Raw genomic sequence first — 26124 nt, forward strand, 5'->3', positions numbered from 1 at the left:
GAGACTATCCGAAGCGTTGCTTGATGTGATGGTAGAGAGCGCGCGCGCCCATCATCTCCCCGCCCGCCGGGCGGCCGGGGCGCGATTTGGGATTCCAGGCGAAGATGTCGAAATGGATCCAGCTCTTCGCCTCGCGCGCGAAGCGGCGCAGGAAGAGCGCCGCCGTGACCGACCCGGCAAAGCTGGAATCGGCCGCATTGTTGAGGTCGGAGATTTCCCCGTCCATCCAGCTGTCATAGCCGTCCCACAGCGGCATGCGCCAGAGCGGGTCGTCGACCGCCTTCGAGGCTTCGAGGACGGCCGAGGCGAGGTCCTCGTCGCCGGTGTAGAAGGGCATGACTTCCGGCCCGAGCGCGACGCGCGCCGCGCCGGTGAGCGTGGCCATGTCGATCAGCAGCTCGGGATCGTCCTCGCAGGCCCGCGTGATCGCGTCGGCGAGCACGAGCCGGCCCTCCGCATCGGTATTGCCGATCTCCACGGTCAGGCCCTTCCTCGAGGTGAGGATGTCGCCGGGACGGAAGGCATTGCCGGAGATCGCGTTCTCCACCGCCGGGATGAGCAGGTGCAGGCGCACGGGAAGCCTCGCGTCCATGATCATCTGGGCAAGGCCCAGGACGTTGGCCGCCCCGCCCATGTCCTTCTTCATCAGGCGCATGCCGGAACTGGGCTTGATGTCGAGCCCGCCGGAATCGAAGCACACCCCCTTGCCCACCAGCGCGATGCGCGGATGGGAGGGCTCGCCCCATTCCAGCTCGATGAAGCGCGGCGCATCGGCCGAGGCGCGCCCGACGGCGTGGATCATGGGATAGTTCTGCTTGACGAGATCCTCGCCCGTGATCACGCGCACCGTGGCGTCGTGGGACCTGGCGAGCGTCCTGGCCGTGTCCTCCAGATGGCTCGGCAGCATGTCCCCGGCCGGGGTGTTGACGAGGTCGCGGGTGAGACAGGCGGCGCGCACGACGCGACTGGCCTCGTCCATGTCCGCGCCCTCCAGCGGGGCGAAGCGGGCGGGCTTGCGGGCCGGCTCGCGATAGCGGGTGAAAGCATAGCCGCCGAGCGCGAGGGCGATCTGCGTCTGGGTGGCGTCCCAGCCGCCGGGCAGCGCCTCGATGCGCCAGTCGCCTTCGGGCAGGCCGGTTGCGGCGCCCGCCGCGTCGAACGGGCTGCGCGCCTCTCCCGCGCCGATCAGCGCGCCGGTGGCGGACTCCCCGGGCAGGACCAGCACCTCGCCGGGCTCGGCGCGGAAGCCGGTGCGCGCGGCATGGGGGAACTCGGACTTCACCGCGTCGAGCGCGGCGCTCGTCACGATGCGGGCCGGACGCGCCTTCGCGTCCTTCGGGGCGAAATACTCGGTCATGGGCCTCTTGGCGCAGCCTCTTCGTTCGATCCGGCGTCGAGGTCCGCAAGGCTCCGGCTCAAACCGTTAACGGCTTCTTGACCGGGCCGGGCCAGAGTGGACCCTCAACGTCTGGCGCGAGAAGAGGTAGACCATGGCCGCGCGTTTGTCCGCCCCTGTTCTCACCGCTGTCCTCACCGGCGCGCTCGCCCTGTCGGCCTGCGCGACCAATGCCGAGCTCGCCCCGACCCCGCAGGAGGAGGCGCTCGCCGAGGAGCTGCAGAACGCCTCCATCGTGCCGGCGACGGCCGAGGAGCGCGCGGCGATCAAGAGCCAGGACCTCCTGACCCAGGCCGCCTTCTGGGCCGAGGCGCTCGAACTCAATCCGGGCGATCACGAGGCCGCGGTCGAACTCTCGATCGCGGTCAGGAAGCTCGGCAATGCCGCGCGCGCCGCCGAGATCGCCCGCCAGGCCCTCGCCCTGCGCCCGGATTCGGCCGAACTGCAGACCGCGCTCGGCCTCGCCCTCGCCGCCGCAGGCCAGGGCGAGCAGGCGATCGAGCCGCTTTCGCGCGCCGCCGCGGCCCGGCCCGATGACTGGCAGGTGATGAACGCGCTCGGCGTTGCGCTGGAACAGGCCGGGCGCACCGCGCAGGCGCGCGAGCGCTTCACCCAGGCGCTCCTGCTCGCCCCGGCCGAGCCGGCCGTGCTGTCGAACCTGGGGCTCTCCTACGCCCTCGCCGGCGATCCCGAACGCGCCGAGGACTTCCTGCGCCGCGCCATCGCGAGCGAGACCGCCACGCCGCAGGTGCGCCAGAACCTCGCCCTCGTCGTGGCCCTGCAGGGCCGCTTCGAGGAGGCCGAGCAGATCGCCCTGCAGGACGTCACGCCGGAGATGGCCGAGGCCAACATGGCCTATGTGCGCGACATGATGACGAGCCCGCGCCGCTGGGACGCGATCCGGGGTGGCGAGGGTTAGCGCGAGGCGCTATCCCCTGCCCCATGACCCTCTATATCGACGCCGATGCCTGTCCGGTGAAGGACGAGGCGATTCGCGTGGCCGAGCGCCACGCGACCGAGGTGAAGCTCGTCTGCGACGGCGGCATCCGCCGGCCGAACAGCGCGTGGGCCGAACTCGTCATCGTGCCCGGCGGCATGGATGCGGCCGATGACTGGATCGCCGAGCATGCCGGACCGGGCGATATCTGCGTGACCGCCGACATCCCGCTGGCCGACCGCTGCATCAAGGCAGGGGCGAAGGCGATCGACTTTCGCGGAACCGAGTTCACCGAGGCCGCCATCGGCTCCAAGCTCGCCATGCGAGACCTGATGGCCGATCTCAGGAGCGCGGGACAGATGGAAGGCGGCGGCGGCAAGCCCTTCGGTCCGCGCGACCGCTCGGCCTTCCTCAACGGGCTGGAGCGCGTGTTCCAGGCGGTGAAGCGGAAGCGGTAGGCGCGCCGGGCCCTACCCCTCGCGCGGCGGCTCGAGCGCAGGGGTGTCCTCGTCCGAATCCTCACCCACGCCGGCGGCGGCGAGATAGTCCTCGGGCAGCGACTTCTTGGTGGAGGCGCCCAGGCGCTTGAGCATCTGGGTCTGGCGCACCAGGTTGCCGGCGCCGGCGGTGAGCTTGCCCTTGGCCTTGTGCCAGGAATCCTGGGCCTGGGTGAGCCGGTTGCCGACATCGTCCAGGTCCTTCACGAAGCCCTCGAACTTGTCGTAGAGCTTGCCGGCCCGGTCGGCGATCTCCTTGGCGTTCTGGTTCTGGCGCTCGATGACCCAGAGATTCTGGACCGTGCGCATCGCCATCATCAGCGTGGTGGGCGTGGCGATCATCACGTCGCGATCCCAGGCATAGGCGGCGAGATCGGGATCGTTCTGCAGGGCAAGCGAGGCCGCACCCTCCAGGGGCACGAACATCAAGGTGAAGCTGACGCCGGGATATTTCGACGGATAGTCCTTCTCGCCCAGCGTCTTGATGTGCGACTTCACCGAGGCGAGATGCTGCTTCAGCGCCGCGTCACGGTCCTCCTCGGTCTCGGCGTTGACGCAGCGCTCGAAGGCGGTCAGCGAAACCTTCGCGTCGATGACGAGCTTCTGGCTGTTCGGCATGTCGACGATCACGTCCGGGCGCTGGCGCGTGCCGTCCTCCGACGTCACGGAGTCCTGGGTGTGATACTCGTGGCCCTCCCTGAGGCCGGCGCGTTCCAGGATGCTCGCCAGCACGAACTCGCCCCAGTCGCCCTGCACCTTGGACTGCGAGCGCAGCGCGTTGGCGAGGTTCTTGGCGTCCTCGCTCATCCGGCGCGCATCGGCATGCAGGGTGGAGACGAGCTGGTGCAGCGCCCCGGTCTGGGAGGAGCGCTTCTCGGCATCCTCGGCGACGCGCTTCTGGAAGCCGTCGAGCTGCTCGCGCAGCGGCTTGAGCATGGTCTGCAGGGTTTCCGAGCCCTTGCGGTTGAGCTCCTCCCCGCTCGCCTTCAGGATCTTGTTCGCGGTCGCCTCGAAGCTCTCGGCGAGCTTCTCGCGCGCCTTTTCGAGCTCGGCGAGCTTGTCGGCATGGTGGCGCTCGGCCGCGTCGTGCTTCTCCTTCAGCCCGGACAGCTCGGTGGCGAGCGCATTGCGCTCGCGCTGCAGCTCCTCGAGCCGGTCGCGCAGCCGGTCGCGCTCCTCGGCCGCCGCTTCCAGGCGCGCCAGGCGCTCGCGTGCCTCCTGGGCCTCGGCCGACTTCGCCTCGGCGGTGCGGCGCCAGCTGTCGCGCTCGGCTTCCATCTTCTCCAGGAGTTTCGGATCGAGCCCGCCCGCCGACTGCGGCCGGCGCAGGCCCACGGCCAGGAAGATCGCGGCGAGGATCACCAACCCGCCCAGATAGAGATAGGTCTCGAGACCGAGATTCATGCCCGCAATGCCCGCCGGTTCGCCTTCTGTTCGCGAATCATATTGGACGAGTCGGCGCGGCGGCGCCAGAGTCGGGGTGCTGTGGGGTCAGCGACACCAAGCCCCGCCTCCCTGGAGCCCACAGGGCAGCCGGCCTCCAGGGCGGAGAGGCGCCGTCATCTCGTGACGGCATTTCATGATCCCTGGGCCCCGCCTTTCGGCGAGGGGAGCGAAGCTATCGAGACGGAGGCAGAAACAGACCTAGAACGCCCCCTTGCCGTCATCGCCCGCACCCGGGGGCACGGGAATCGGCGGCGGGGCGGGCTCGACCGGTTCGGTCTTCTTCAGGGGGAAGCGGTTCTTCAGCCGGCCCGAGACGAGGGTATGGTCGAAGCGGAAATCCTCCGCGTGCATCCTCAGCTCGGCCGGAGCCTTGCCGGACTTGCTCGCCTCGATCGCGCGATAGAGGGCGAACAGGCGCATATAGCCCTTGTCGTCCCTGGACAGCGAGGTCTCGTCGAGCCGGGCGGTGATCTCGGTCAGGCGCTTGATCGCGGCCTTGCCCTTGCCCTGCTCGATCTCGATGAGGGCGGCGACGGTCTCCACCTTCCAGCCGATATCGGCGAAGTCGAGCTTCTTCGGGGCGGCGGACAGCTCGGTGCGCGCGCGATCGACATCACCCTCGGCCAGCGCCTTCAGCGCATGGTCGGCAGCCTCGTCCGCCATGCGGATCTCGTCGCGGCGGCGTTCCTCCGCCTTGCGGCCCCCGAACATCGATCGAACGTCTCCTGCCAGCTTCATGCGGGCGTCAGGCTAACCCGACTGCGACCGCGCGTCACAGGCTTTGATAGTTGATGATGGCCGGTCCGAGAATGACGACGAACAGTACCGGAAGGAAGAACACGATCATCGGCACGGTCAGCTTGGCGGGAAGGGCGGCGGCCTTCTTCTCCGCGGCCGCCACACGCATGTCCCTGTTTTCCTTCGCCATGACGCGCAGCGCCTGGCCGAGCGGGGTGCCGTAGCGCTCCGCCTGGACGAGGGCCGTGGCGACCGACTTGACGCCGGGATGATTGGTCCGGTTGGCGAGGTTCTCATAGGCCTGCCGGCGGTCCTGCAGGTAGGCGAGCTCGGCGGTGGTGAGCGAGAACTCCTCGGCGAGCTCGATCGAGCTCGAGCTGACCTCGGCAGCGACCTTCTGGAAGGCGGCCTCGATCGACATGCCCGATTCCACGCAGATCAGCAAAAGGTCGAGCGCGTCGGGAAAGGCCTGCATGATCGAATCGCGCCGCTTGGTGGCGAGGTTCGTCAGATAGATGCCCGGCGCGTAATAGCCGAGCACGGCAAGGCCCATGGCGATGGTCAGACGCTGCAGCGCGGCGAGGTCGAAATCGTTGATGACGAAGAGGTAGAAGGCCCCGGCCCCGAACAGGGCGATCGGCGCGACCAGGCGCGCGAAATAGAAGGCGAAGACCGGGCCCTGGCCGCGAAGCCCGGCCTGGACCAGCTTCTTCTTCAGGTTCGGGTCCTCGAGCAGCTTCTGGAGATTCAGCTCCTCCACGATCTTCTTGTAGAGGCTGCGCGTGTCCTTGCCGCGCAGCGAGCCCGACTGCTTGGCCTCCAGCGCCTCGCGGCTCTTGCGGCGCAGCTCCTCGCGCCGGTTGGCGACCTGTTTCAGGCGCTTGGAGGTCTGATCCTGGTTGATGACGGGCGCGGACAGGGTGAAGATCGTCGCGAAGACCAGCAGCGCGGTGATGATCGCGAACAGGTTGGAGGGCGCGGTGACGAATTCGGCGATGTCGTTGATCATCGTCCCCTCCTAGTGCTTGAAGTTGATCATGCCGCGCATCATCAGGACGCCGAAGCCCATCCACACCAGGCTGCCCATCAGCATCATCTGACCGAGCGGGGTGGTGAACATCAGCCCCATGTATTCGGGCGCCATCACCGAGACGATGGCGCACACGAGCGGGGGCAGCGCGCCGATGATCATGGCCGAGGCCTTCGCCTCGGAGGACAGCGCGCCGATCTTCTCCTTCAGCATCTTGCGCCCGCGCAGCACGGTGGAGAGGTTCTGCAGCGCCTCGGCGAGATTGCCGCCCGACTTCGACTGGATCACCAGCACGATGGAGAAGAAGTTCAGCTCCGGGGCCGGCATGCGGCGGGTCATGCGGCGCATGCCCTCGTCGAGATCGACGCCCACCGCGATGCCCTCCACCAGCTTCTCGAACTCGCCCCGGACCGGATCGGGCGTCTCGCGCGCGATGATCTTCAGGCACTCGTTGAGCGGCAGGCCGGACTTCACACCGCGCACGATGATGTCGAGCGCATCGGCGAAGTGGGCGGAGAACTGCTTCAGCCGGCGCGCCCGCAGGAATCCGATGATCCAGCGCGGCAGGCCGAGCCCGGCCGCGACCGAGAGGCCGAGCACCAGCAGGATGTGCTGCCCGGTCAGGAAGAGCGGAATGAAGGCCGCGGCGGCAAGGGCGCCGGAGAGAATCCAGAAGCCGCGTACCGTCCAGTCGAGGCCGGCCTGCTCGAGCCGGGCCTTGAGCGTGACGGTCTTCTTGCGGGCGAGCTTCTGGCGCTCCTCGATCTCCTTCAGGCTTTCCTGGACCTGCTTGCGCTTCTGGGCGCTGGCATCGAGCGCGCTCATCTGGCGCCTGGTGCGCTTGACGGGCGTGCCCACCGTGGCGGCCACGCGGCGCGTCTGGGTCTTGGAGGGCCCGCCCGAGGTGACGGCGAGGCCGACCCCGGCGACCGCGATGAAGGCGCAGACCGCGGCGATGATGAAGGCGATATCCCCGCCCGGCATGATCACGCCTCCGAGGCGTCGAGCGCCTCGGCCAGGGCCCGGTCGAGGCCGTAATAGCGCGCGCGGTCCCAGAATTTCGGACGCGCGATGCCGGTCGAGACGTGGCGGCCCTGGATATTGCCGTGCTCGTCCTCGCCGGTGATCTCGTAGAGGAAGAGGTCCTGGGTGACGATGACATCGCCTTCCATGCCCAGCACCTCGGTGATGTGGGTGATCTTGCGCGTGCCGTCACGCATGCGCGCGGCCTGGATGACGACGTCGATCGAGCCGGAGACCATTTCCCGGATCGTCTTGGAGGGCAGGTTGTAGCCGCCCATCGTGATCATCGACTCGATACGCGAGAGCGCCTCGCGCGGGGAGTTGGCGTGCAGCGTGCCCATCGAGCCGTCATGGCCGGTGTTCATGGCCTGCAGGAGGTCGAACGCCTCCGGGCCGCGCACCTCGCCGACGATGATGCGTTCGGGCCGCATGCGCAGGCAGTTTTTGACGAGGTCGCGCATGGTGACCTGGCCCTGGCCCTCCAGGTTGGGCGGGCGGGTCTCCAGGCGCACCACGTGGGGCTGCTGCAGCTGCAGTTCGGCCGCGTCCTCGCAGGTGATGATGCGCTCGTCCTCGGCGATGAAGCCGGTCATGCAGTTCAGCAGCGTCGTCTTGCCCGAGCCGGTACCGCCGGAGATCAGCACGTTGCAGCGCGAGGCGCCGATGATCTCCAGGACCCGCGCGCCCTCGGGCGTGATGGACCCGAAGCCCACCAGGTCCTTCATGCGCAGCTTGTCCTTCTTGAACTTCCGGATCGTCAGGGTCGGCCCGTCCAGCGAGAGCGGCGGGGCGATGACGTTGACCCGGCTGCCGTCGGCCAGGCGCGCGTCGCAGATCGGGCTGCTCTCGTCCACGCGCCGGCCCACCTGGGAGACGATGCGCTGGCAGATGTTCATCAGCTGCGCGTTGTCGCGGAACTTGATGTTGGTCTTCTTCACCCGGCCGGCGACCTCGATGAAGACGTCGCCCGCGCCGTTGACCATGATGTCGGCGATGTCGTCGCGCGCCAGCAGGGGTTCCAGCGGGCCGTAGCCGAGCACGTCGTTGCAGATGTCCTGCAGGAGCTGTTCCTGCTCGGCGATCGACATCGCGACGTTCTTGATCGAGATGATCTCGGTGACGATGTCGCGGATCTCGTCGGCCGCGGTCTGGTTGTCCAGGCGGGAAAGCTGGGACAGGTCGATCGTGTCGATCAGCGCGTTGAAGATCGTCGTCTTGATCTCGTAGTACTCGCGCGAGCGTTCCGCCCCGACGGTCTCCACCGCCGGTTTCGGCTTCGGCTTGACCGGTTCGGGCGTCTTCTTCGGCGCCGTGGCCGTCGCCGCGGCGGGACCGGCGGACGGGGCCGGCGCGGGCTTCGGCGCGGGACGCGCTGCGGGCGAGGCCTGGGGGCGCGGCTTGGTCGCGACGTCGCCGGCCGGAGCGCGGCCCGCCGGCGCCGGGCCGGAAGCCTGGCCGAAACCTGTGCCGGAACCTGTTGGTCGCTTGCCGAACATGAGTGTGACCGCCCGCCCTATTTCCTGCGCTTGAACAGACCGAACAGACCGCGCGATCTCGACGCTGCGGCATTGGAACGCCCGGTGACCAGCGAGGCGAGATGGACGAAGCCGTCGGCGGCGCGCGACTTGTGATCGACCTCGCCGATCATCTGGCCGTTATTGGCCGCCTTGCCGAACAGCTCCGGCTCGAAGGGCAGCACCAGGACCGGCGCGGTGCCGAGCGCGTCGGAGAAGTCCTTCAGCGGGATATCCGGACGCTTCGGGCAGCCGGCCATGTTGACCACGACCTTCGGCGGCTCGTCGTTCGGACGCTGCTGACGCACCAGGTCGAACAGGTTCTTCGCATTGCGCAGGCAGGCGAGATCGGGCGTGACGGTGAGCACGACCTGATCGGCGGCAAGCACGGTCTGTCGCACCCAGGGGTTCCAGCTGTGCGGCAGGTCGAGCACCACGAAGGGCGCCTGACGGCGCACCTTGTCGATCACGCTGTCATAGGCCTCGGGAGAGAACTCCCAGTCCCGCTCCAGCGTCGCCGGTGCGGAGAACAGCGACAGGCGCTCGGTGCAGCGCACGAGCAGCCGGTCGAGCAGGGCCTCGTCGAGCCGGTCGGGGTCCTGCAGCGCCTCGGAGATCGTCTGCGCCGGATCCTGGTTGAAATCGAGTCCGGCGGTTCCGTAGGACAGGTCGAGATCGACCAGCACCGCGTCGGTGCGCTGGTGCTCGCTCATGCACCAGGAGACATTGTGCGCGACGGTGGAGGAACCCACCCCGCCCTTCGCGCCGATGAAGGCGATCGTCTTGCCCGCGAACGGCGCCGCGGGATCGGCGAACAGGCCGGACACCGTCCTGATGAGATGCAGCGGCGTCATCGGCGGGACGAGATATTCGCTCACCCCGCGCCGCATCAGCTCGCGATAGAGCGCGATGTCGTTGGTCGCGCCGATGATGACGACGCGCGTCTCCGCGCTGCACACCGCGGCGAGGTCCTCGAGCTGTTCAAACAGGGCGCGGCCCTGCATGCCGGTCTCGACGATCAGCAGGTTGGGCGTGGACTCGTCGTGATAGCGCTCGATCGCCGCGGACAGCCCGCCGAGCTCGACCGTCACGTGCGCCTTGGCCAGGCGCCGGTCATTGCCGGCATTGTGCACCAGCGCGCCGGTCTCCGGGCGCTCGCAGAAGGCGTGGATGGTGATGCGCGGCACCGGCGCGACGAGTTCGTCGTCGTCGGCGCCGATCTCCCCCTGTACACCGCGCGGCGCGGCCGGAGCGGGCGCATGGCTCTCGCCCCGGACCGGCTCGGGCTCGTAGGCCTCCTCGCCGTCGCCGAAGGCATCGCCATCGCCGAAATCGTCGCCGTCGCCGAGATCTCCCTCGACGGCATTCGCCTCGGCCAGGCGGGCTCCGAACGGCCGGCGCGCATCCTCCTGCGCCGCACGGTTCATCCGGGGCGCATCATCCTCGTCGAGGATGCGCCTCTCGATGTCGGCGGCATCGCCGAGCGGGTCCGCGCCGAAATCGGCTCCGCTGTCCAGGAACTCGTCTTCCGGCGCGAAGGCGTCGTCGTCTCTGAAGGCATCGGCCATTGTCGGTCTCTACCCTTTCCTATTCCACGACTTCGCTGACCGCACCGCTCTCCTCGGCGGAGCGGCGCGTGGCCGTCGGATCGCCACGGCGCCAGGCGTCGATGACCGCCTGGCGGCGGCCGGCATCCGGATCGCCCAGGCCGCGCGGCGCCAGGAGGTCGCGCGGATCGGCCACCATGGCCGCGAGATTGTTCGCGGTGGCGCAGCCGAACTGGGGATAGCCCCTGCCGGGCGCCGCCTCGGTGAGATCGGGCCAGGCCTGCGGGCAGTCCGGCGCGACCGCGACATAGCGCTCGAAGGAGAAGATCACCGGCGCGCTGGCGCGCCCTCGCGCGTCGTAGGCGCCGCCGCCGATCTGGCGCCAGTCGAGCCCGTGATCGTAGAGCCGGGTGCGCACCTCGGCGATCGCGGCGATGGCGGCTTCGGAGTTTCCGGCCTGGTGCGGGAAGGAGATGACGAACGGACCGTGGCCCACCGCCTTGTATTCCTCGGCGAGCGCGGCGACGAGATCGGTCTGCGCCCAGGTCAGCCCGTTGTCGCGCGGATCGACCGGCATCTCCACGCGCACCGTCTCGGCGACGGCCGTGGCCTGCGGCAGGGCGCGCGGCGCGGGCGTCTGGCATGCCGCCAGTGCGAGGGCGCCGAGGAGGATCGTGAAACGCATCATGGCACTCACTCCACGCTGAAGCCGATGGGACCGAGCCAGCCGCGCCCTTCCACATCGGCGCCGGGCGCCGCGTAGACGCGGTTCAGACGGCCGAGGAAGATGTGCGACAGGGTCGAGGCGGCGGCGAAGCCCTCGCCGGGATTGCGCAGATTGTCCGGATCGGTCGGCTCGACGAGATAGGGCGTCACGACGATGACGAGTTCGGTCTCGTTGTTGGCGAAGTCGCGCGAGCGGAAGAGCTGGCCGAGGACCGGCAGGCTCTCGATGCCCGGCACGGAATCGAGCGCCTGGCGGGTGTCCTCCTTGATGAGGCCGGCGATGACCAGGCTGCCGCCCGAGGGCATCTCCACCGTGGTCTCGGCGCGGTTCACCGTCAGGGCCGGAATGGTCAGGCCCGCGACGGTGCCGACGACATTGCCCTCCTCGTCGACCACCTGGCTGGCGCCGAGCGAGATCGCGCCCTCGTTGGACAACTCGGAGACCTCGGTGGACAGGCGGAGCGAGATGCGCCCTTCCGACAGCACCACCGGGGTGAAGCCGAGCCCGACGCCGAAGGGCTTGAACTCGATCGTGATATTGCCGTCGCGGTCGCGTCCGACCGGGACCGGAAACTCGCCGCCGGCCAGGAAGGAGCCGGACTCCCCGGAAATCGCCGTGATGGTGGGCTCGGCCAGCGTGCGCACCAGGCCGACGCGCTCCAGCGCGTTCAGCGTCACCTCGAGCGAACTCTGGATCACCCCGTCGACGAGGTTCTGCGTCCCCAGGCCCGCGGCCAGACCGCCGAGCGCCTGGCCGGCGATGCCGAACCCGTTCTCGGTGCCGAAACCGTAATTGGACTGGTAGCGTCCGGGCTGGAACACCTCGAAGACCGGATTGCCGAACTCGTCGTCCAGCGGATTTCCCAGATCGTCGCGCGCACGGGTACGGATCGGGGAGTCGAAATCGCCGAAATTGTGCTGGCCGCCGAGATTGACGCCGAGCTGGCGCACGATGGAGCGTTCCATCTCCACGATGCGAACCTTCAGCATCACCTGCTCGCGGCCCTCGATGTTGAGCAGGCTGACCACCTGTTCGGGATCGTCGGCCCAGCGCCGCGCGACCTGCAGCGCGGTGTCCGCGGCCGACGCCGAGGGCACGCTGCCGGACAGCACGATGTTGGAGTTCATCGATTCCACCGCGATCCGCCCGTCCGGCACGAAGCGCGAGAGCGCGTCCTCGAGCGCGGTGAGATCGCGCTCGACGCGCACGTCGAGATCGAGGATGAGCTGGCCGTCATGGCCGAAGAAGAAGATGTTGGTGCGTCCCACGGCCTGACCGAGCACGACCGCGCGGGTCGCGGTGCGCACGACCGCGTCGGCGACGCCCTCATTGGCGACCATGACGTCGCCGGCCTCGACGGGCAGGTGAATGACCGCCGCCTGGCCGAGCGGCAGGGAGAGGCTTTCCGACACCGGGCCGCCGCGCGGCTCGCGGATCGTCACCTGCATCGTGTTGGTCCGCTCCACCCCCTGCGCGAGCGCGGGGGCGGCCGAGACCAGAGCTGCGGCGAGGGCGAGAGCGATGCGCTTCATTGCCCGCCTCCCAGCGCAACGCGGTGTTCCTGGCCATAGCGCACGACCCGCACGCTGCGCGGCGCGGCCTCGCCGACCGGCTCGGCCGGTGCGATCGCGCCCGATTGCGGGCCGCCTGCGGTGTCCGCCACGCTCCTCAGCGCCAATGCGATGTCGCCGGCGGCGACGGCGAGCGCCACCTGCTCGGCCTGGCCCGGGGTGAGCTCGAGCGTCGCGGTCGACCCGACGACGGCGCCCTCCTCTTCCTCCGAATAGGTCTGGTCGATGGCGAGGACGCGCACGTTCTCCACCAGCATGCGCGAGGTCATCCGGTCCTCGACGTCCATGGTGACGATCACGTCGACCCGGTCGTTGGGCAGGATGAAGCCGCCCGCGCCGGCCTGGGCCGAGGTGGGCACGGCGACCGCGCGCATGCCGGGCGCGATCACGGCAGCCATGAAGCCGGCCTCGCCGGGCTGGACGAGCTTGCGCTCGCTGACCGGCTCGCCCTGCGCCATCGGCGATCGCACGACCGCGCCGGCGAAATCGGTGATCGCCTCGGGCCGGCCGGCCTCGGTGACATAGGCCGGCGAGAGCGCCTCTTCCGGCCAGGCCTGCCAGTAGAGGTCGGCGGGCTGGATGCGGTGACCGGCGGCGAACTCTCCCCGGGCTGCCAGGACGCGCACGCTCGGCGCGGCCTCGCGAACCTCGGCGACCGGCTCGGAGGGCGCCGCCGAGGGCTGCATCGCGCCGCGCACGAAAATTGCAGCGACGACCGCGGCGACGGCCGCGAGTGCCAGAATGAGAATGCGGGCGATGTTCATGGACGCACAGCGTTCCTTCGGCGCGCAATGACACAGTCTGGCCAGTGTCGCCGGGAAAACCTCAAAGGCGCGTTAATCTGACGGCCTTCGGGGTGTCTTGGTATGTCTTTGATTAAACGGCGAGCATCCTGACGAGCGCGCTGCCCGGCAGAACGATCAGCGCGCCGGCCGCGATCGCCACGGCATAAGGCGCGGGCGCGCCCTCGGCGAGCGGCCCCTTCGCGACCCAGTCCGGGTCGAGCGGCAGAGCGGGAACCGCCTTCCTCAGCGCCATCAGCGCAAGCGCGAGGACGCCGCCCGCCAGCGCAAACCACAGCATGAAGCCGGCCGTGTCCGGCCAGCCGAACCACAGCGCGGCCGCCGCGATGAGCTTGGCGTCACCGCCCCCGATCCAGCCCGGCGCCCACAGCGCCATGCCGGCCGCCAGCACGACGACGAAGGTCGCGAGCGACAGGCCGACATGGGTCCAGCCCGGGGCGAGCGCGATCATGGCGAGCGGCCACAGCGCGAGGATGGAGAGCGGGATCCAGTTGGGGATGCGGTAGCCGGCGAGATCGGTCCAGGCCGAGATCAGCATCAGCACGGCGAAGGCCAGGATGGCAGTCTGCGCGATCATGAAAGGCTCCGGCTGGCGGTCGGGAGACAGAGGAAATCACGCACAGGCTCAATAACGGGTAAATGCGCATCCCGTCGCCACAACGAAACGGGGCCGCTCGTTGGAGCGGCCCCGCTTGAATTCCCGTGTCCTTGGCGGACGACTAGCCGCCAAGCGAATTGGCGACCGAGGTGAAGGTCGTCACGAGGTTGCCGCCCAGCGTGCCGAGCACGGTGATGAGGCCGACGGCGATGAGCGCGGCAATCAGGCCGTACTCGATGGCCGTGGCGCCGGACTCGTCCTTGAAGAAACGCGAAACCAGGGTTTTCATCCCACTCACTCCTATTTGCTTTGCCACGCCCAGGAGCCAAGTCCGTCCCGACCCGTCCTGAACATGCGAGGAGTAAAACCCAAGACGATTGAGGCCAGGTAAAAAGCCATGCTTTATTTTTGGTAAATTCACTTGAGCTGTTATTATGGTAAATATTTGGATAATGGAGGAACCCTCGCCGCGGCGCGTTTAGACTTCCTTTATGCGTGCGCGCGTACACGTGAGCGCATGCGTCAGACTCAAAGGAGTGCCGCCATGGCCGTCCGCGCGCTGATCACCGCCTCTCTCGCCGCCCTCGCCTGCGCGGGCACCGCGCTCGCGCGTCCCTTCGACGTGCCGGTCGATCATGCCGCGCTGATCCGCCTGCCGGAAAACGCGAGCGCGATCGTGGTGGGCAATCCCTCGATCGCGGATGCCACGCTCTATGACGGGCGCACGCTGTTCGTGACCGGCAAGCTTTACGGGCGCACGAATCTCATCGCGCTCGACGCCCAGGGCCGGGTGATCTACGCCAACGATCTGGTCGTCACCCAGAGCGACCGCGACACGGTGGAGGTCTTCCGCAACGTGAACCGGGAGACCTATGTCTGCGCGCCCGAGTGCGAGGCGGTCCCGTCGGTCGGCGACGATCCGGCCTCCTTCGATCCGCGCGCCACGCAGCAGCAGACGCGCGCCGCGATCTCCCAGAACGGCACGGGCGGCCAGGCCGCCGGCGCCGACGAAGGCAACTAACTCCATTTCGCTTCATTTACGCTGTTCTTTCACGCGGAATTAAGCGCATCGCGCCATCATGCCGATCAAGAGCCGGACCCACGGGCCGGCGCAAGGCAGGGACGCGACGATGAAGCGCAATCGCTTCGCCATCCTCCGGCGCTTCGGGCGCGAGACGCGGGGCGCGACCGCGGTGGAGTTCGCCTTCGTCGCGGGCCCCTTCCTCCTGCTCGTGCTGGCGACGCTGGAGATCGCCCTCCTGTTCTTCGCCGGGTCGGTGATCGAGAACGCCGTCGCCGAGACCGCACGCGACATCCGTACCGGGCGACTGCAGACCGCAGGCGGGACTGAAGCGACCTTCCGCGCAGCGGTCTGCGAGCGGATCGACGTCATCGCCGACTGCGGCAAGCTCGCGATCGATGTGCGCACCTTCGAGGACTTCTCCTCGGCCGACTTCCAGGATCCGCGCGACGGCAACGGGGAGATCGACGACAGCGGCTTCACCTTCGCACCGGGGGGACCGGGCGATGTCGTGGTGGTGCGCGCCTTCTACCCCTGGCGGATCATCACGCCGAGCCTGGGGCTCGGGCTTTCGAACATGAGCGGCAACCGGCGCATGATCGCGGCGGCGACGGCCTTCCGCAACGAACCGTTCGAGGAGTAGCCGGGATGATCCGCACCTTCGCCCGCGCGCTACACCGCTTCGGCCGCGACGAGACCGGCGTCTCGGCCATCGAGTTCGGCCTGATCGCCCCGTTCCTGATCGCGCTCTATCTCGGCTCGGTCCAGCTCACCCTCGCCCTGACCGCCGACCGCAAGGTCACCGCGGCGGCCAGCGCGATCGGCGATCTCGTCGCGCAGGACGACTTCGTCACCAATGGCGAGCTCACCGACATCTTCGCGGCCGGCGACGCCATCCTGCAGCCCTTCCCGGCGGCCGGCTTCGACGTGCGCGTCACGTCGGTGCGGATGAACTCCGACTCGGAGATCTATGTCGACTGGTCGGAGGGACGCGGCCTCTCGCCCCATGCCCAGGACGCCCGGATCGACATCCCCGACGGAATCCTCGCACCGAACGATTCGGTGATCTTCGTCGAGGTGGAATATCTCTACGAGACCCCCTTCAAGGAGCTCGAGTTCGGCACGCTCGTGCTGACCGACAGCGTCTATCTGCGCCCGCGCCGCTCGCTCTGGGTCCGCCGCGGCTAGAGGGCTTCCTCTTCCGCCCGCTTCAGCCGGGCAACCGTCCCGTCTTCTGCGTTCAGCCTGCGGCCGTCGATCTCGCTGACCGCGACCACGCCCATCACAGCATTGCACACGAAGGCGGCCTCGGCATGCTCGAGCGCGAGATCGCCGTCCTGCAGGAGGCTCTGCTCGCGGATCGGCCCGAGAAGCGCGGCGCGCGTCGTTCCGGCAAGGGCGCCCGCTTCCGGTCCGGGAGCGTTGAAGCGCCGGCCCGCGATCCAGACGATATTGGCGCAATCGGCGCAGGACGGCCGGCCGTCGCCGGCGCGCATCAGCGCCATGTCCGCGCCCTGCGCCCTGGCGAGGCGGCGCGCGTGCAGCGCATCGCCGTATCCGATCGGCTTGAAGCGGGTGGCAAGGCTGGTCGGCTCGCGCCGGGGTGCGTCGACGCTGGCGAGGCGTACGGTCGCCGGGGGTTCGGGGCGCTCGCTGGCGGTGATCAGCACCGTGCCCGGCCGGTCCTGCGGCGCGTCGAAGCCGCGGCCATGGGCCCCGCGCGACACGGTCAGGCGCACGACCGCGTCGGTCAGCGCGTTCTCTGCGGGAAGCGCGTGGCAGGCCTCGCGCAGCGCGCGCCAGTCCGGGGCGGCGATCCCCAGCGTGTCGAGCGCGGCGGCCAGGCGCGAGGCATGGGCCTTCCAGCGCCTCACCCGCCCGTTCGCGAAGCGCATCGTCTCGAACGCGCCGTCGCCCAGGAGAAAGCCGCGGTCGGCCGGATCGATCCGGGCCTCGTCCGCATCAAGCGTCTCGCCATCGAGCCAGACCCGCACGATCAGCCCTCCACCGCGCGCCTGAGCGCGGCAACCTTGGCATGGGTCTCGGCGAGTTCGCCGTGCGGATCGGACTCGATGGTGATCGCCCCGCCCGACCGCGCCTCGACCTGCCAGCGCCCGCCCTCGCGCACGAAGCCCATCGTGCGGATCATCACATTGAGATCGGTCCGGCCGGAGGCGTCGATCCAGCCGAGCGCGCCGCAATAGGGCCCCCTCGCCTCACCTTCGAGCTCGGCGATGATCTCCATGGCCCGCGGCTTCGGCGCGCCGGTGATGGAACCGGGCGGGAAGCTCGCGGCGAGAAGATCGAACGCGCCGCGCCCGGCTTCCAGGCGCCCCTCCACGGTGGAGACGAGGTGATGCACGTTGGAATATCCCTCCACGGTGAACAGCTCGGGCACGCGCACGGAGCCGGGTACGCACACGCGGGAGAGATCGTTGCGCATCAGGTCGACGATCATCAGGTTCTCCGCCCGGTCCTTGTCCGAGGCGAGCAGCTCGGCGGCGAGCGCGGCGTCCTCCTCCAGGCTCGCGCCGCGCGCGCGCGTGCCCTTGATCGGCCGCGTCTGGACCTGCCCGCCCGGGCCGATCTGCACGAAGCGCTCCGGGCTGTTGGTGAGGATCACCCGGTCCGTGTCGAGGCGGAAGAAGGCGGAAAAGGCCGCCGGGCTCTTCTCCACCAGGCGCCGGAACACGGCGAAGGGCGCCGCCTGCCCCGCGACCGCCCCGCGAAAGGGGTGGGAGAGATTGACCTGGAAGACATCGCCGGCGCGCACGTACTCGATCGCGCGGCGCGCCGCGTCGAGATAGCGCGCCTCGCGCCAGACCGGCGCGAGCGTGCCCGCCGGGCCCTGCGGCGCGCGGCGCTCCGGCCGGCTCAGCACCTCGCGCAGGCGCGAGGCCGGCTCGCCCTCGCCGCGGATCTCGATCCTGCGCGCATCGTGATCGAACACGGCGGCGGCCGCGTACCAGCCGAGCGCGACGTGCGGCCAGGCCGTCAGCGTGTCGGGCGTTTCCGGCACGGCCTCGAAGGCGCAGGCGAGGTCATAGGCGAAGAGCCCGGCATAGCCGGCCGCGAAGCCCGATCCGTCGAGCCGGGCGGGACGGTAGCGGGCGCGCGCCGCCTCGAACGCCTCGCGCCCGCGTCCCTCGATCGTGAACTCGGGAAAGGCCAGGAGATAGGAGTAGCGTCCGCGCGCACCCGCCCCGCCGCCATGCAGCAGCAGGGTGTAGGGCTCGGCCTGAAGGGCTCCGAGCGCGTCCTCGGGCGCGATCCAGTCGAGCCTTGCGGGGCTGTCCACAGCCAGCTCGGCCACGGGGCGGGTCCTTTCTGCCGGGCGGTTTCAGGCGAGCAGGCGCTCTTTCAACGCATCGAGCACGGACTCTTCAAGGCCCAGCTCGCCGCGCAGATACTCGCGCGGCTCGCCGATGGCGTCCATGGCCGCGTCCAGATAGGCCGCGTCGACGCCGAGGAAGGCGCGCAGCTCGTCCGTTCCGATGGAGCGGCCCATCTCGGTCTCGATGCGCCGCGTCATGGCCGGCACGATGCGGTCGAAATCCACCGCCTCGTTGGTGAAGAGGTAGTCGGCGCGCACCGTCTCCTGCTCGACGCCGAGCTCGGTCAGCAGGAGCGCGCAGAACAGGCCGGTTCGGTCCTTGCCGGCCGCGCAGTGCACGACGAAGCCGTCTTCCGGCCCGGCCTCGGCGAGATGGCGCAAGCCCTGCTCGAACACCCACTTGTTGCCCGCGTCGAAGGGCAGGCGCCTGTAGGTCTCGATCATGAACTCGCGGATGGAGTCGAGCGACAGGTCGCTCTCGCGCAGGAAGACGAGGTGGGGCGCCTCGTCATGGCCGGCATGGTCGCTCTCGAGCACGCGCACACCGGTGTGCTCGCCCCAGAAGCTCGGCTCGGCCTGGCGCTCGCGCGGACGGCGCAGGTCGGCGACAAGGCGCACGCCGAGCCCGGCCAGGGTCTCGCGGTCCTTCCCGGTCGCGCGCGAGAACTGGCCCGACCGGTAGAGCCGGTCGGACACCTTCGCCTTGCCCGCGGTGTCGAAACCGCCGAAGCGCCGGAAATTGTGGACCCCTTCGAGGGGGAAGACGCGGTCTTTCATGGGGCAGGAGGTATGGCGTCGCGCACGCGAGGGCAAGCGGGAAAGCTATCCTCACCTGAACGGCGGTTCGTCGAAGCTCCTGAGCTTTCTCGAATGCAGCGCCGCCGAGCCCTCGCGCTTCAATATCTCCACCGTCTCGATGCCGGCCCGCAGGTGTTCGCTGACCGAGCGCTGGTAGAAGACGTTCGCGGCGCCGGGCAGTTTCAGCTCGCCGTGCAGCGGCTTGTCGGAAACGCACAGCAAGGTGCCGTAGGGCACCCTCAGCCGGAAGCCGTTGGCCGCGATGGTGGCGCTTTCCATGTCCACCGCGATGGAGCGTGACTGGTTGATGCGGCGGGCTTCCTGGGCGTAGCGCAGTTCCCAGTTGCGGTCGTCATAGGTCACCACCGTGCCGGTCCTGAGGCGCCGCTTGAGCGCCTGGCCCTTGTCCCCGGAGACGTTCGCCACGGCCTCCGCGAGCGCGATCTGGATCTCGGCGATCGGCGGAATGGGGATCTCGCGCGGCAGCACGCGGTCGAGCACGCTGTCATAGCGCAGGTATGCGTGGGCGAGGACGTAATCGCCCAGGCGCTGGGAGTGCCTCAGTCCGCCGCAATGGCCGATCATCAGCCAGCACTCCGGACGCAGCACGGCGAGATGGTCGGTCGCGGTCTTCGCGTTGGACGGACCCACCCCGATATTGACGAGGCTGATCCCGCGCCCGTTCGGCGCGACGAGATGGTAGCTCGGCATCTGGAAGCGCCGCCAGGGCGCCTCCTCGATCACCTTGTGGGGATTTTGCGTGGTCGCGTCGATGCGCACGAAGCCGGCCGCCGACAGCGCCTCGTACTCGGAGTCCGGCGACTGGACCTGTCCGATCGCCCACTCCACGAAGGCGTCCATATAGCGGTGATAGTTGGTGAACAGGATGAATTGCTGCACGTCCTCGTAGGGCGTGCCGGTATAGTGGCGCACGCGCTGCAGCGAGTAGTCGGTGCGCAGCGCGTCGAACAGGGAGAGCGGGCGCGGCCCGCCGGCGTCCAGCACGCGTTCGCCATTGGGCAGCGCATCGTCGATGCGCGACAGGTCGGCATAGGGGAAGTGGCGCACCAGCTCGGCGGGCCTGACCTCGTCGAGGCTGAATTCCCCGCCCGCGTCGAGCACGTAGGGGAAGGGAATCTCCTGCGTCGACAGTCCGGTCTCGATCGTGATCTCGTACTCCCCGGCGAGGAGCTCGATCTGGTCGGTGAGATAGGCGCGGAACAGCTCCGGATTGGTGATCGACTGGGCGTAGACCCCTGACTCGGAGAACTTGCCGAAGGCCCGGCTCACCGGCGGCACGGGCCCCTCGGGAAGATAGGTGATCCTCAGCTCGGGATAGGCGAACGCCCCGGATCGCCGCTCGGCTTGCGAGGGCGGCGGGCCGCCCTCGAGATAGGTCTTCAGCGCCTCGCGCAGCGAACCGATCGATGCTGCGTAGAGCGTGCACAGCCGGTCGACGGCCGCTTTCGCGTCCGGTGCCGTCTCGAACGTGCCGGCAACCTCTCCGGCCGCGACCAGGCTCGGCTGCATGGTCAGTCTTCGCGCTTGACGAAGGTGACGGCGAACAGGGGCTCGCCCTCGAAGGCGGGATCGGTCCTGCCCTCGGCATCGATCATGTGGAAGACGGTGGATTCGATGCGGCCTTCCATCCGGTAGCCCTTCTCGGCCATGCGGCCGCGATGGAATTCCAGCGCCGCGGCGGAGAAGGTTTTCGCCAGGAAGGTGATGCGGTGGGGTTGGTCGGCCATGGCTCGTGTCTCCGTCGCTTCGCTCGTCTCCTATCCACTAGCCGTTCGCGCGCCCAAAACCAAGAAATCCCGCCCCGGCGGACCGCAGTTTTGGCAGGCCGAACCCTGCCCGGCGCAGCAATCCCTTGCCTCGCCGCGTCGGCCGACTAAACCAAGCCTCTGAACAGCTGACAGCGGAGACACGCGCATGACGCGGCCCTGGATCGTGATGAAGTTCGGCGGCACATCGGTCGCCGAGCCGGCCAACTGGGACATCATCGCCCGGCTGGCGCGAAAGCACCGCGAGGCCGGAAAGCGCGTGCTCATCGTGCATTCCGCCATCGCGGGCGTATCGAATGCCCTCGAGGCCCTGCCCCGCGCCGCACTCCAGGGCGAGGGCGAGGCGGCCGCGGAAGCGATCAAGGACCGCCATCGCAGCTTCGCCGCGGAGGCGGGCCTTGCCGTCGGCCCGGCCCTGCAGGCCCTGTTCGACCGGCTCGACGCGCTGACCGCCGGCATCGCGCTCATCGGCGAGGCGAGCGCGCGCGTGCGCGCCGAGCTGATGGCGATGGGCGAGCTGATGGCCTCCGCGCTCGGCCTGCAGGCGCTGGAGAAGGCCGGTCTCGCCGTCACCGGTCTCGACGCGCGCGAAGTCTTCCAGGCGGTCAATGACGGGGCCGATGCGCGTGCCTATCTCGACAACACGGTCTGCGAGGACCCCGATCCGGCTTTGCAGGACAAGCTGAAGGGGCTCGACCTCGTTCTCACGCAGGGCTTCATCGCGCGCAATTCGCGCGGCGAAACCGTGGTGCTCGGCCGCGGCGGCTCGGACACCTCGGCGGCCTATTTCGCCGCCAAGCTCGAGGCGGAAAAGCTCGAGATCTGGACCGACGTGCCGGGGCTCTTCTCGGCCGATCCGCGCCTGACCTCGGGCGCGCGACTCCTGAAGGCGCTGTCCTACGAGGAGGCCCAGGAAATCGCCACCATGGGCGGAAAGGTCATCCATCCGCGCTGCGTCGGGCCGGCCCGGCGCGCGGGCATCGCAATGGAGGTGAAGGACACCTTCCGGCCCGACCTTCCCGGCACGCGCATCTCCGCCGCGCCCGGCGACGACGCGCCGCGCCTGAAGGCGGTGTCGGTGAAGCCCGGCATCCGCCTCGTGGTGATGGAGGGCGCCGGCATGTGGCGTCAGGCGGGCTTCCTGGCCGACGTGTTTGCGGTGTTCAAGAATTGCGGCGTCTCGGTTGACCTCGTCTCGACCTCGGAGACCAACGTCACGGTGAGCCTCGATCCGGATCCGGGGCTCGATGCCGCCCGGCTCGACCGGCTCAAGCGCGAGCTCGAGCCGCTGTGCCGCGTGCGCATCCTGGAGGATGCCGCGGCGGTCTCCATGGTCGGCTACGGCATCCGGCGCATCCTGCACCAGCTCGCCCCGGCGCTCGAAGCCTTCCAGGACAAGCCGATCCGCCTGGTCAGCCAGGCCGCGAACGATCTCAACTTCACCGTCGTCGTGGATGCGCCCGAAGGCCGCGCACTCGCCGTGCGCCTGCACGAGAGCCTGATCGGGCCCTCGCCCGAAACCAGCGTGTTCGGGCCGAGCTGGGCGGAGATCGCCGCGCCGTCCGGTGCGCGCACCGAGCGCGCCCGGCCCTGGTGGCAGGAGCGGCGAAAGGAGCTCCTCGATCTCGCGCCGAAGACCGGCGGGCTCTATGTCTACGACCTGCCCACGGTCACCGCCCGGGCCAAGGCGGTGAACTCGCTCGCCTCCATCGACCGGGCGTTCTACGCGATGAAGGCGAACGCCAACCCGCACGTGCTGAAGGCGATCCAGGCGGCCGGCGTCGGCATGGAATGCGTGTCGATGGGCGAGGTCGAGCACGCGCGCGAGGTGCTGGACCTTGCGCCGGGCGACATCCTCTTCACCCCCAATTTCGCGCCGCGCGAGGAGTACGAGGCCGCGCTCAGGCTCGGCGTCCACCTGACGATCGACGGCCTGCACCCCCTGACCGAGTGGCCGGAGCTGTTCGACGGCGCCGAGATCATCCTGCGCGTCAATCCCGACCGTCCGCGCGGCCACCACGCCCACGTGAAGACGGCCGGCCCGAAGGCCAAGTTCGGCATTGCGCTCGACGCCCTTCCCGCCGCGAAGGCCGCGGCCGAGGCAGCCGGGGCGCGGGTGGTCGGGCTGCACGCCCATGCCGGCTCCGGCGTCACCGAGCCCGAGCACTGGCGCGAGATCGGGGCGATCCTGGCCGAAGCCGCCGCGCGCTTCGAGCACGTGCGCCTCCTCAATCTCGGCGGCGGGCTCGGCGTGCCCGAGGCGCCCGACGCGAAGGCGCTCGATCTCGCCGGCGTCGAGCAGAACCTGAAGGCCCTGAAGAAGGGCGCGCCCGGCTTCGAGCTGTGGATGGAGCCGGGGCGCTATCTGGTGGCCGAAGCCGGCGTGCTGCTCACCCGCGTCACGCAGATCAAGCACAGCTTCGGCACGCGCTTCGTGGGGGTCGCCACGGGCATGAACTCGCTGATCCGCCCGGCCCTCTACGGCGCGCGCCACGAGATCGTGAACCTCTCGAGGCTCGGCGAGGCCCCGGCCGGGCTCGCCTCCATCGTCGGGCCCATCTGCGAGAGCGCGGACCTCCTGGGCGCCGAGCGGCTGCTCCCTGAGACGGAGGAGGGCGACGTCATGCTGATCGCGACGGCGGGCGCCTACGGGCGGGTCATGAGCAGCTTCTACAACCGGCGCGAACCGGCGGGGGAGACCGCATTGGCGTAGAGTGCCGCATCTGCGACCATCGATTTTTTTCGACTTCGAGTGAAACAACCGCCTGCCTGGCTCGTTAACCATAACTAGCCCGTTAGGTCACTCTTTGAACGCTGGGGGCCTTTCCGGGCAGCACCGGACGGCTCCGGTTCGTCACCTCCGTCCGGATCGCTGAATCGGCTAAGGAGGAAATGATGACGCATCGAGACGACGCACGAGGCGTTTCGCAATTGAGCGGTGTGGGGATAGCGACCGCCCTTGTCCTGGGCGTGTCGGCGCCGGCAATCGGGCAGAGCATGCCTGTATTCGAACTCGGCGATGCCTCGGCAGATCCGCAACAGGCACGTCAATTCTACGAGGCGGCCTTCGGAAGGCAGAACGCACAGCGGTCTCTCCGCCAGATCGACCCGACGCAGCTGCCACGCCGGCCCGAATTCCAGCCGCAGGATCTTCAGGGGCCCGACAGGCCGAACCTCGACAAGCAGCAGGTGGAAAGACCCCGACCCCAACAAATCGATCCGGGCACGTTGCAGCGCCAGCCGATCGATCCCGAGGTGCTGCAGCGCCCCCAAATCGACCCCGATCTCAGGCAGCCCGAAGTCCGGGAGACCGACACCGCCGTGGTCCTTCGCTCCGGCGAACGCCTCGTCGAGATCGACCGGCGCAGCGGCCACGTTTTCCTGGGCGACATGTCCCAGCTCTGGGACCCTTCCGGGCTTGCGGACGGGCAAATTCCCGATGAGGATCAGGCTCGGGAACTCGCGCAAAGATTCGCCGAACAGAGCGAATTCCTGCCGCGTCCGGACGAATACCTGGAGGTGCGGTTCTCGCACATGACCGAGACGGCAACATCCGAGGATACCGGCCGGCCCAACAAGCGTGTGCTGAACCGGCAGGCCAACTACGTCGCCCGCGTTCGTGTCGACGGGCAATCCTTCCCGGTCGTCGGCGGTGGCGGAGACTTCCAGATATCGGTCGGGCCCAACGGCCAGATCGTCGGCGCCCAGGGCGGCTGGCGGGAGATCGAAGGTGTCGCCACCCGGGCCGAGATCCTTCCGCGCGAAGCCGCCCTGGAAGCGGTGGCGCGCCGCGGCAACGGGGTGGAATATTCCGGTCTCGACGCCGAGCTCGCCTACTACGCGGCGCCCGCTTTCAAGGAGCAGGCTTACCTCACTCCGGTCTGGGTGGTGACCGGGATGGTCAACGTGCATGGCCAGGAAAGCCCGCTGCGCCCCCAGATCGTCGCGGCGACCGAGCAGTTCGGCCCGGTCTGGGAGCAGTTCCCCGCCCCCGAACGCGACCCCGATCGGCTCGCGCCGCCGGCCGAGGGCGACGAGATGGAAGAGCGTGAGGGGGGACCCCAGCGTCAGGGCTTCCTGGAATGGCTCATTCCCACCGCGCACGCCCAGTCGAGCTGGAAGGAATGCGGCACCGACTGGATCGGCGAAAGCCAGGGCCTCGGCGGCAGCTCCGCCAACCGGCAGGGCTTCATCGACGGCTGTCGAGACGAAAACTGGTCGGTGAATTTCGACTGGGGCGATGAATGGGCATGGGAAAGCGATTTCCACGCCCACGACGACAGCTATATCGACAGCGCGGACCTCGTATTCTTCACCGGCCATGCCAGCCCGAACGGCTGGACGATGAACCCGCCGGACGATGGCGGGATCAATTTCCGCGAGGTGCGAGGCGGCCGCGACCTGTACGGAAACCAGGACCTCGAATGGCTCATCATTGCCGCGTGCGGGCCGCTTCAGAGCGATCACTTCCAGTCGAACGTGAACAACGCCTTCGATCGCTGGCGCGACATTTTCGACGGGATGCACACCTTCCTGGGCTATGGTGCCGTCACGTTCGACAATACCGAGGAAGGCGGGCGCTTCATGGAACTGACGCGCAATGGCTGGGACGTGATCGATGCCTGGTTCCGCACGGCCCAGGAAATACAGCCCTCCACCAACAGCTGGTCGCCGCCCAATGGGCCGACGATCCGCGTCGTGGCGATGTACGCGCATGACGGCGATGACTGCCCGCTCAACGAGAATATTCACGGGCAAGGCACTGTCTGCGCCGACGTGACCAAGCCCGGCCAGCGGCGCACCATGGTGTGGTCCGGGACCTGAACCCGGCCAGGGGGAGACATGGAAAGGGCCGCTCGCAGGCGGCCCTTTCTCTTCGATATGAGCCGGCCCAGGATATCACCCATGAAGTCCGATCGACCCGCGCGCGCTTGGATGGCACTGCTGGCAGCCGCTCTGACAGCCGCCTGCGCCGACGAGCGCGCAGGTTCGCCCGGGGATGTCCAGTCGGCAGCCTCGCAACCTTCACAGGCCAGCCCGGCGACGATCGCCAACGGCCTGGCCGGTCAGATCGGCGAGCGCGTCCATGTGCAGGGCGTCTATCAGGGATTCATGGTCAGACCCTGCCGGTTTCCCGAAGAGGTGAGACCCACCAGCCTGACCCGGAGCGACTGGCTGCTGCGTCAGGAGGATGTATGCGTTTATGTGACAGGGGGGCGGCCATCCGGGATCGCGCCTCTGGACACCAGCCGCGTGGGCGAGACTGTGAATGTGATCGCCGAGATACGCCAGGATGAGCAGGGCAGGATCTACCTGCTGTTCCTGCAGGGCGAAGTCAGCCCCTGACCCGGCTTCGT

General features: G+C 68.8%; 25 protein-coding genes. 8 read left to right on the top strand and 17 right to left on the bottom strand.

Features of this window, described 5'->3' with window-relative positions; genetic code table 11:
- Positions 1–4: 4 nt before the first annotated feature.
- Positions 5–1357, bottom strand: coding sequence for a leucyl aminopeptidase family protein (locus JW792_RS07680; RefSeq protein ID WP_135996285.1), 1353 nt, complete (start codon positions 1355–1357; stop codon positions 5–7).
- A gap of 133 nt (positions 1358–1490) precedes the next feature.
- Between JW792_RS07680 and JW792_RS07685 the strand changes: the two genes are divergently transcribed.
- Both JW792_RS07685 and JW792_RS07690 read left to right on the top strand, forming a co-directional pair.
- The gene (locus JW792_RS07685) at positions 1491–2315 is read left to right on the top strand and encodes a tetratricopeptide repeat protein (protein ID WP_135996284.1); all 825 of its coding nucleotides are present in this window, start codon (positions 1491–1493) and stop codon (positions 2313–2315) included.
- Positions 2316–2338: 23 nt separating this feature from the next.
- A complete protein-coding gene (locus tag JW792_RS07690; RefSeq protein WP_135996283.1) occupies positions 2339–2791 on the top strand; it encodes a YaiI/YqxD family protein in 453 nt (150 codons plus the stop codon).
- A 12-nt stretch (positions 2792–2803) separates the two neighbouring features.
- On the opposite strand, the gene JW792_RS07695 is transcribed toward JW792_RS07690, so the two are convergent.
- The 11 genes from JW792_RS07695 to JW792_RS07745 form a co-directional block, all read right to left on the bottom strand.
- A complete protein-coding gene (locus JW792_RS07695; RefSeq protein WP_135996282.1) occupies positions 2804–4234 on the bottom strand; it encodes a DNA recombination protein RmuC in 1431 nt (476 codons plus the stop codon).
- A 240-nt stretch (positions 4235–4474) separates the two neighbouring features.
- Positions 4475–4987: a hypothetical protein gene (locus JW792_RS07700; RefSeq protein ID WP_135996281.1), complete on the bottom strand. Its 513-nt coding sequence runs from the start codon at positions 4985–4987 to the stop codon at positions 4475–4477.
- Between the two features lie 61 nt (positions 4988–5048).
- On the bottom strand, positions 5049–6023 hold the full coding sequence (locus tag JW792_RS07705; RefSeq protein ID WP_135996280.1) for a type II secretion system F family protein: 975 nt from the start codon (positions 6021–6023) through the stop codon (positions 5049–5051).
- Between the two features lie 9 nt (positions 6024–6032).
- On the bottom strand, positions 6033–7028 hold the full coding sequence (locus JW792_RS07710; protein ID WP_135996279.1) for a type II secretion system F family protein: 996 nt from the start codon (positions 7026–7028) through the stop codon (positions 6033–6035).
- Between the two features lie 2 nt (positions 7029–7030).
- Positions 7031–8563 (bottom strand): TadA family conjugal transfer-associated ATPase, encoded by a 1533-nt coding sequence (locus JW792_RS07715; protein ID WP_135996278.1) that lies wholly within the window; start codon positions 8561–8563, stop codon positions 7031–7033.
- Positions 8564–8580: 17 nt separating this feature from the next.
- On the bottom strand, positions 8581–10149 hold the full coding sequence (locus JW792_RS07720; RefSeq protein WP_135996277.1) for a CpaE/TadZ family protein: 1569 nt from the start codon (positions 10147–10149) through the stop codon (positions 8581–8583).
- A gap of 19 nt (positions 10150–10168) precedes the next feature.
- Positions 10169–10816 carry a CpaD family pilus assembly protein gene (locus JW792_RS07725; protein ID WP_192900979.1) on the bottom strand — a complete coding sequence of 216 codons (648 nt, stop codon included), beginning with the start codon at positions 10814–10816 and terminating at the stop codon, positions 10169–10171.
- Positions 10817–10821: 5 nt separating this feature from the next.
- The gene (locus JW792_RS07730) at positions 10822–12387 is read right to left on the bottom strand and encodes a type II and III secretion system protein family protein (protein ID WP_135996275.1); all 1566 of its coding nucleotides are present in this window, start codon (positions 12385–12387) and stop codon (positions 10822–10824) included.
- Entirely contained in the window at positions 12384–13190 is an 807-nt protein-coding gene (cpaB, locus tag JW792_RS07735) for a Flp pilus assembly protein CpaB (protein WP_135996274.1), read from the bottom strand. Before cpaB ends, JW792_RS07730 begins: the two co-directional genes overlap by 4 nt.
- Before the next feature lie 112 nt (positions 13191–13302).
- Complete coding sequence (locus JW792_RS07740) at positions 13303–13806, bottom strand: A24 family peptidase (protein ID WP_135996273.1); 504 nt, start codon at positions 13804–13806, stop codon at positions 13303–13305.
- Positions 13807–13948: 142 nt separating this feature from the next.
- Entirely contained in the window at positions 13949–14116 is a 168-nt protein-coding gene (locus JW792_RS07745) for a Flp family type IVb pilin (RefSeq protein ID WP_135996272.1), read from the bottom strand.
- Positions 14117–14371: 255 nt separating this feature from the next.
- Here JW792_RS07745 and JW792_RS07750 point away from each other — a divergent pair, with 255 nt between their 5' ends.
- The 3 genes from JW792_RS07750 to JW792_RS07760 all read left to right on the top strand — a co-directional run bounded on the left by JW792_RS07750 (position 14372) and on the right by JW792_RS07760 (position 16036).
- Positions 14372–14848, top strand: coding sequence for a pilus assembly protein N-terminal domain-containing protein (locus tag JW792_RS07750; RefSeq protein WP_158291616.1), 477 nt, complete (start codon positions 14372–14374; stop codon positions 14846–14848).
- A gap of 109 nt (positions 14849–14957) precedes the next feature.
- Positions 14958–15491: a TadE/TadG family type IV pilus assembly protein gene (locus JW792_RS07755; protein ID WP_241095096.1), complete on the top strand. Its 534-nt coding sequence runs from the start codon at positions 14958–14960 to the stop codon at positions 15489–15491.
- 5 nt (positions 15492–15496) lie between these two features.
- A complete protein-coding gene (locus JW792_RS07760; protein WP_135996269.1) occupies positions 15497–16036 on the top strand; it encodes a TadE/TadG family type IV pilus assembly protein in 540 nt (179 codons plus the stop codon).
- Here the strand turns inward: JW792_RS07760 and JW792_RS07765 are convergent.
- From JW792_RS07765 to JW792_RS07785, 5 genes are read right to left on the bottom strand one after another with little or no spacing between them, the layout of a single operon-like run.
- Positions 16033–16842, bottom strand: a complete 810-nt coding sequence (locus JW792_RS07765; RefSeq protein WP_135996268.1) for an aminotransferase class IV — start codon at positions 16840–16842, stop codon at positions 16033–16035. The genes JW792_RS07760 and JW792_RS07765 overlap by 4 nt on opposite strands.
- 2 nt (positions 16843–16844) lie before the next feature.
- Entirely contained in the window at positions 16845–18161 is a 1317-nt protein-coding gene (locus JW792_RS07770; protein WP_241095097.1) for an anthranilate synthase component I family protein, read from the bottom strand.
- A 27-nt stretch (positions 18162–18188) separates the two neighbouring features.
- A complete protein-coding gene (locus JW792_RS07775; RefSeq protein ID WP_135996267.1) occupies positions 18189–18959 on the bottom strand; it encodes a tyrosine-protein phosphatase in 771 nt (256 codons plus the stop codon).
- A 51-nt stretch (positions 18960–19010) separates the two neighbouring features.
- Positions 19011–20510, bottom strand: coding sequence for an AMP nucleosidase (locus tag JW792_RS07780; RefSeq protein ID WP_135996266.1), 1500 nt, complete (start codon positions 20508–20510; stop codon positions 19011–19013).
- A gap of 2 nt (positions 20511–20512) precedes the next feature.
- On the bottom strand, positions 20513–20728 hold the full coding sequence (locus JW792_RS07785; RefSeq protein ID WP_135996265.1) for an AMP nucleosidase: 216 nt from the start codon (positions 20726–20728) through the stop codon (positions 20513–20515).
- Positions 20729–20915: 187 nt separating this feature from the next.
- Here JW792_RS07785 and JW792_RS07790 point away from each other — a divergent pair, with 187 nt between their 5' ends.
- The 3 genes from JW792_RS07790 to JW792_RS07800 all read left to right on the top strand — a co-directional run bounded on the left by JW792_RS07790 (position 20916) and on the right by JW792_RS07800 (position 26113).
- A complete protein-coding gene (locus tag JW792_RS07790; RefSeq protein WP_135996264.1) occupies positions 20916–23480 on the top strand; it encodes a bifunctional aspartate kinase/diaminopimelate decarboxylase in 2565 nt (854 codons plus the stop codon).
- Positions 23481–23764: 284 nt separating this feature from the next.
- Positions 23765–25591 (top strand): DUF6345 domain-containing protein, encoded by a 1827-nt coding sequence (locus JW792_RS07795; protein ID WP_135996263.1) that lies wholly within the window; start codon positions 23765–23767, stop codon positions 25589–25591.
- A gap of 81 nt (positions 25592–25672) precedes the next feature.
- The gene (locus JW792_RS07800; RefSeq protein ID WP_135996262.1) at positions 25673–26113 is read left to right on the top strand and encodes a hypothetical protein; all 441 of its coding nucleotides are present in this window, start codon (positions 25673–25675) and stop codon (positions 26111–26113) included.
- The last annotated feature ends 11 nt before the right edge of the window (positions 26114–26124 follow it).

The sequence above is a fragment of the Marinicauda algicola genome (assembly GCF_017161425.1).
Taxonomy (GTDB): domain Bacteria; phylum Pseudomonadota; class Alphaproteobacteria; order Caulobacterales; family Maricaulaceae; genus Marinicauda; species Marinicauda algicola.

Excerpts from the sequence above, each read along its gene's own strand:
- JW792_RS07785 (WP_135996265.1), bottom strand. The coding sequence starts at position 20,728 with ATGGCCGACCAACCCCACCGCATCACCTTCCTGGCGAAAACCTTCTCC.
- JW792_RS07750 (WP_158291616.1), top strand. The coding sequence starts at position 14,372 with ATGGCCGTCCGCGCGCTGATCACCGCCTCTCTCGCCGCCCTCGCCTGC.
- JW792_RS07715 (WP_135996278.1), bottom strand. The coding sequence starts at position 8,563 with ATGTTCGGCAAGCGACCAACAGGTTCCGGCACAGGTTTCGGCCAGGCT.
- JW792_RS07780 (WP_135996266.1), bottom strand. The coding sequence starts at position 20,510 with ATGCAGCCGAGCCTGGTCGCGGCCGGAGAGGTTGCCGGCACGTTCGAG.
- JW792_RS07730 (WP_135996275.1), bottom strand. The coding sequence starts at position 12,387 with ATGAAGCGCATCGCTCTCGCCCTCGCCGCAGCTCTGGTCTCGGCCGCC.
- JW792_RS07680 (WP_135996285.1), bottom strand. The coding sequence starts at position 1,357 with ATGACCGAGTATTTCGCCCCGAAGGACGCGAAGGCGCGTCCGGCCCGC.
- JW792_RS07700 (WP_135996281.1), bottom strand. The coding sequence starts at position 4,987 with ATGTTCGGGGGCCGCAAGGCGGAGGAACGCCGCCGCGACGAGATCCGC.
- JW792_RS07690 (WP_135996283.1), top strand. The coding sequence starts at position 2,339 with ATGACCCTCTATATCGACGCCGATGCCTGTCCGGTGAAGGACGAGGCG.
- JW792_RS07760 (WP_135996269.1), top strand. The coding sequence starts at position 15,497 with ATGATCCGCACCTTCGCCCGCGCGCTACACCGCTTCGGCCGCGACGAG.
- JW792_RS07790 (WP_135996264.1), top strand. The coding sequence starts at position 20,916 with ATGACGCGGCCCTGGATCGTGATGAAGTTCGGCGGCACATCGGTCGCC.
- JW792_RS07720 (WP_135996277.1), bottom strand. The coding sequence starts at position 10,149 with ATGGCCGATGCCTTCAGAGACGACGACGCCTTCGCGCCGGAAGACGAG.
- JW792_RS07710 (WP_135996279.1), bottom strand. The coding sequence starts at position 7,028 with ATGCCGGGCGGGGATATCGCCTTCATCATCGCCGCGGTCTGCGCCTTC.
- JW792_RS07795 (WP_135996263.1), top strand. The coding sequence starts at position 23,765 with ATGCCTGTATTCGAACTCGGCGATGCCTCGGCAGATCCGCAACAGGCA.
- JW792_RS07740 (WP_135996273.1), bottom strand. The coding sequence starts at position 13,806 with ATGATCGCGCAGACTGCCATCCTGGCCTTCGCCGTGCTGATGCTGATC.
- JW792_RS07685 (WP_135996284.1), top strand. The coding sequence starts at position 1,491 with ATGGCCGCGCGTTTGTCCGCCCCTGTTCTCACCGCTGTCCTCACCGGC.
- JW792_RS07695 (WP_135996282.1), bottom strand. The coding sequence starts at position 4,234 with ATGAATCTCGGTCTCGAGACCTATCTCTATCTGGGCGGGTTGGTGATC.
- JW792_RS07775 (WP_135996267.1), bottom strand. The coding sequence starts at position 18,959 with ATGAAAGACCGCGTCTTCCCCCTCGAAGGGGTCCACAATTTCCGGCGC.
- JW792_RS07800 (WP_135996262.1), top strand. The coding sequence starts at position 25,673 with ATGAAGTCCGATCGACCCGCGCGCGCTTGGATGGCACTGCTGGCAGCC.
- JW792_RS07745 (WP_135996272.1), bottom strand. The coding sequence starts at position 14,116 with ATGAAAACCCTGGTTTCGCGTTTCTTCAAGGACGAGTCCGGCGCCACG.
- cpaB (WP_135996274.1), bottom strand. The coding sequence starts at position 13,190 with ATGAACATCGCCCGCATTCTCATTCTGGCACTCGCGGCCGTCGCCGCG.
- JW792_RS07725 (WP_192900979.1), bottom strand. The coding sequence starts at position 10,816 with ATGATGCGTTTCACGATCCTCCTCGGCGCCCTCGCACTGGCGGCATGC.
- JW792_RS07755 (WP_241095096.1), top strand. The coding sequence starts at position 14,958 with ATGAAGCGCAATCGCTTCGCCATCCTCCGGCGCTTCGGGCGCGAGACG.
- JW792_RS07705 (WP_135996280.1), bottom strand. The coding sequence starts at position 6,023 with ATGATCAACGACATCGCCGAATTCGTCACCGCGCCCTCCAACCTGTTC.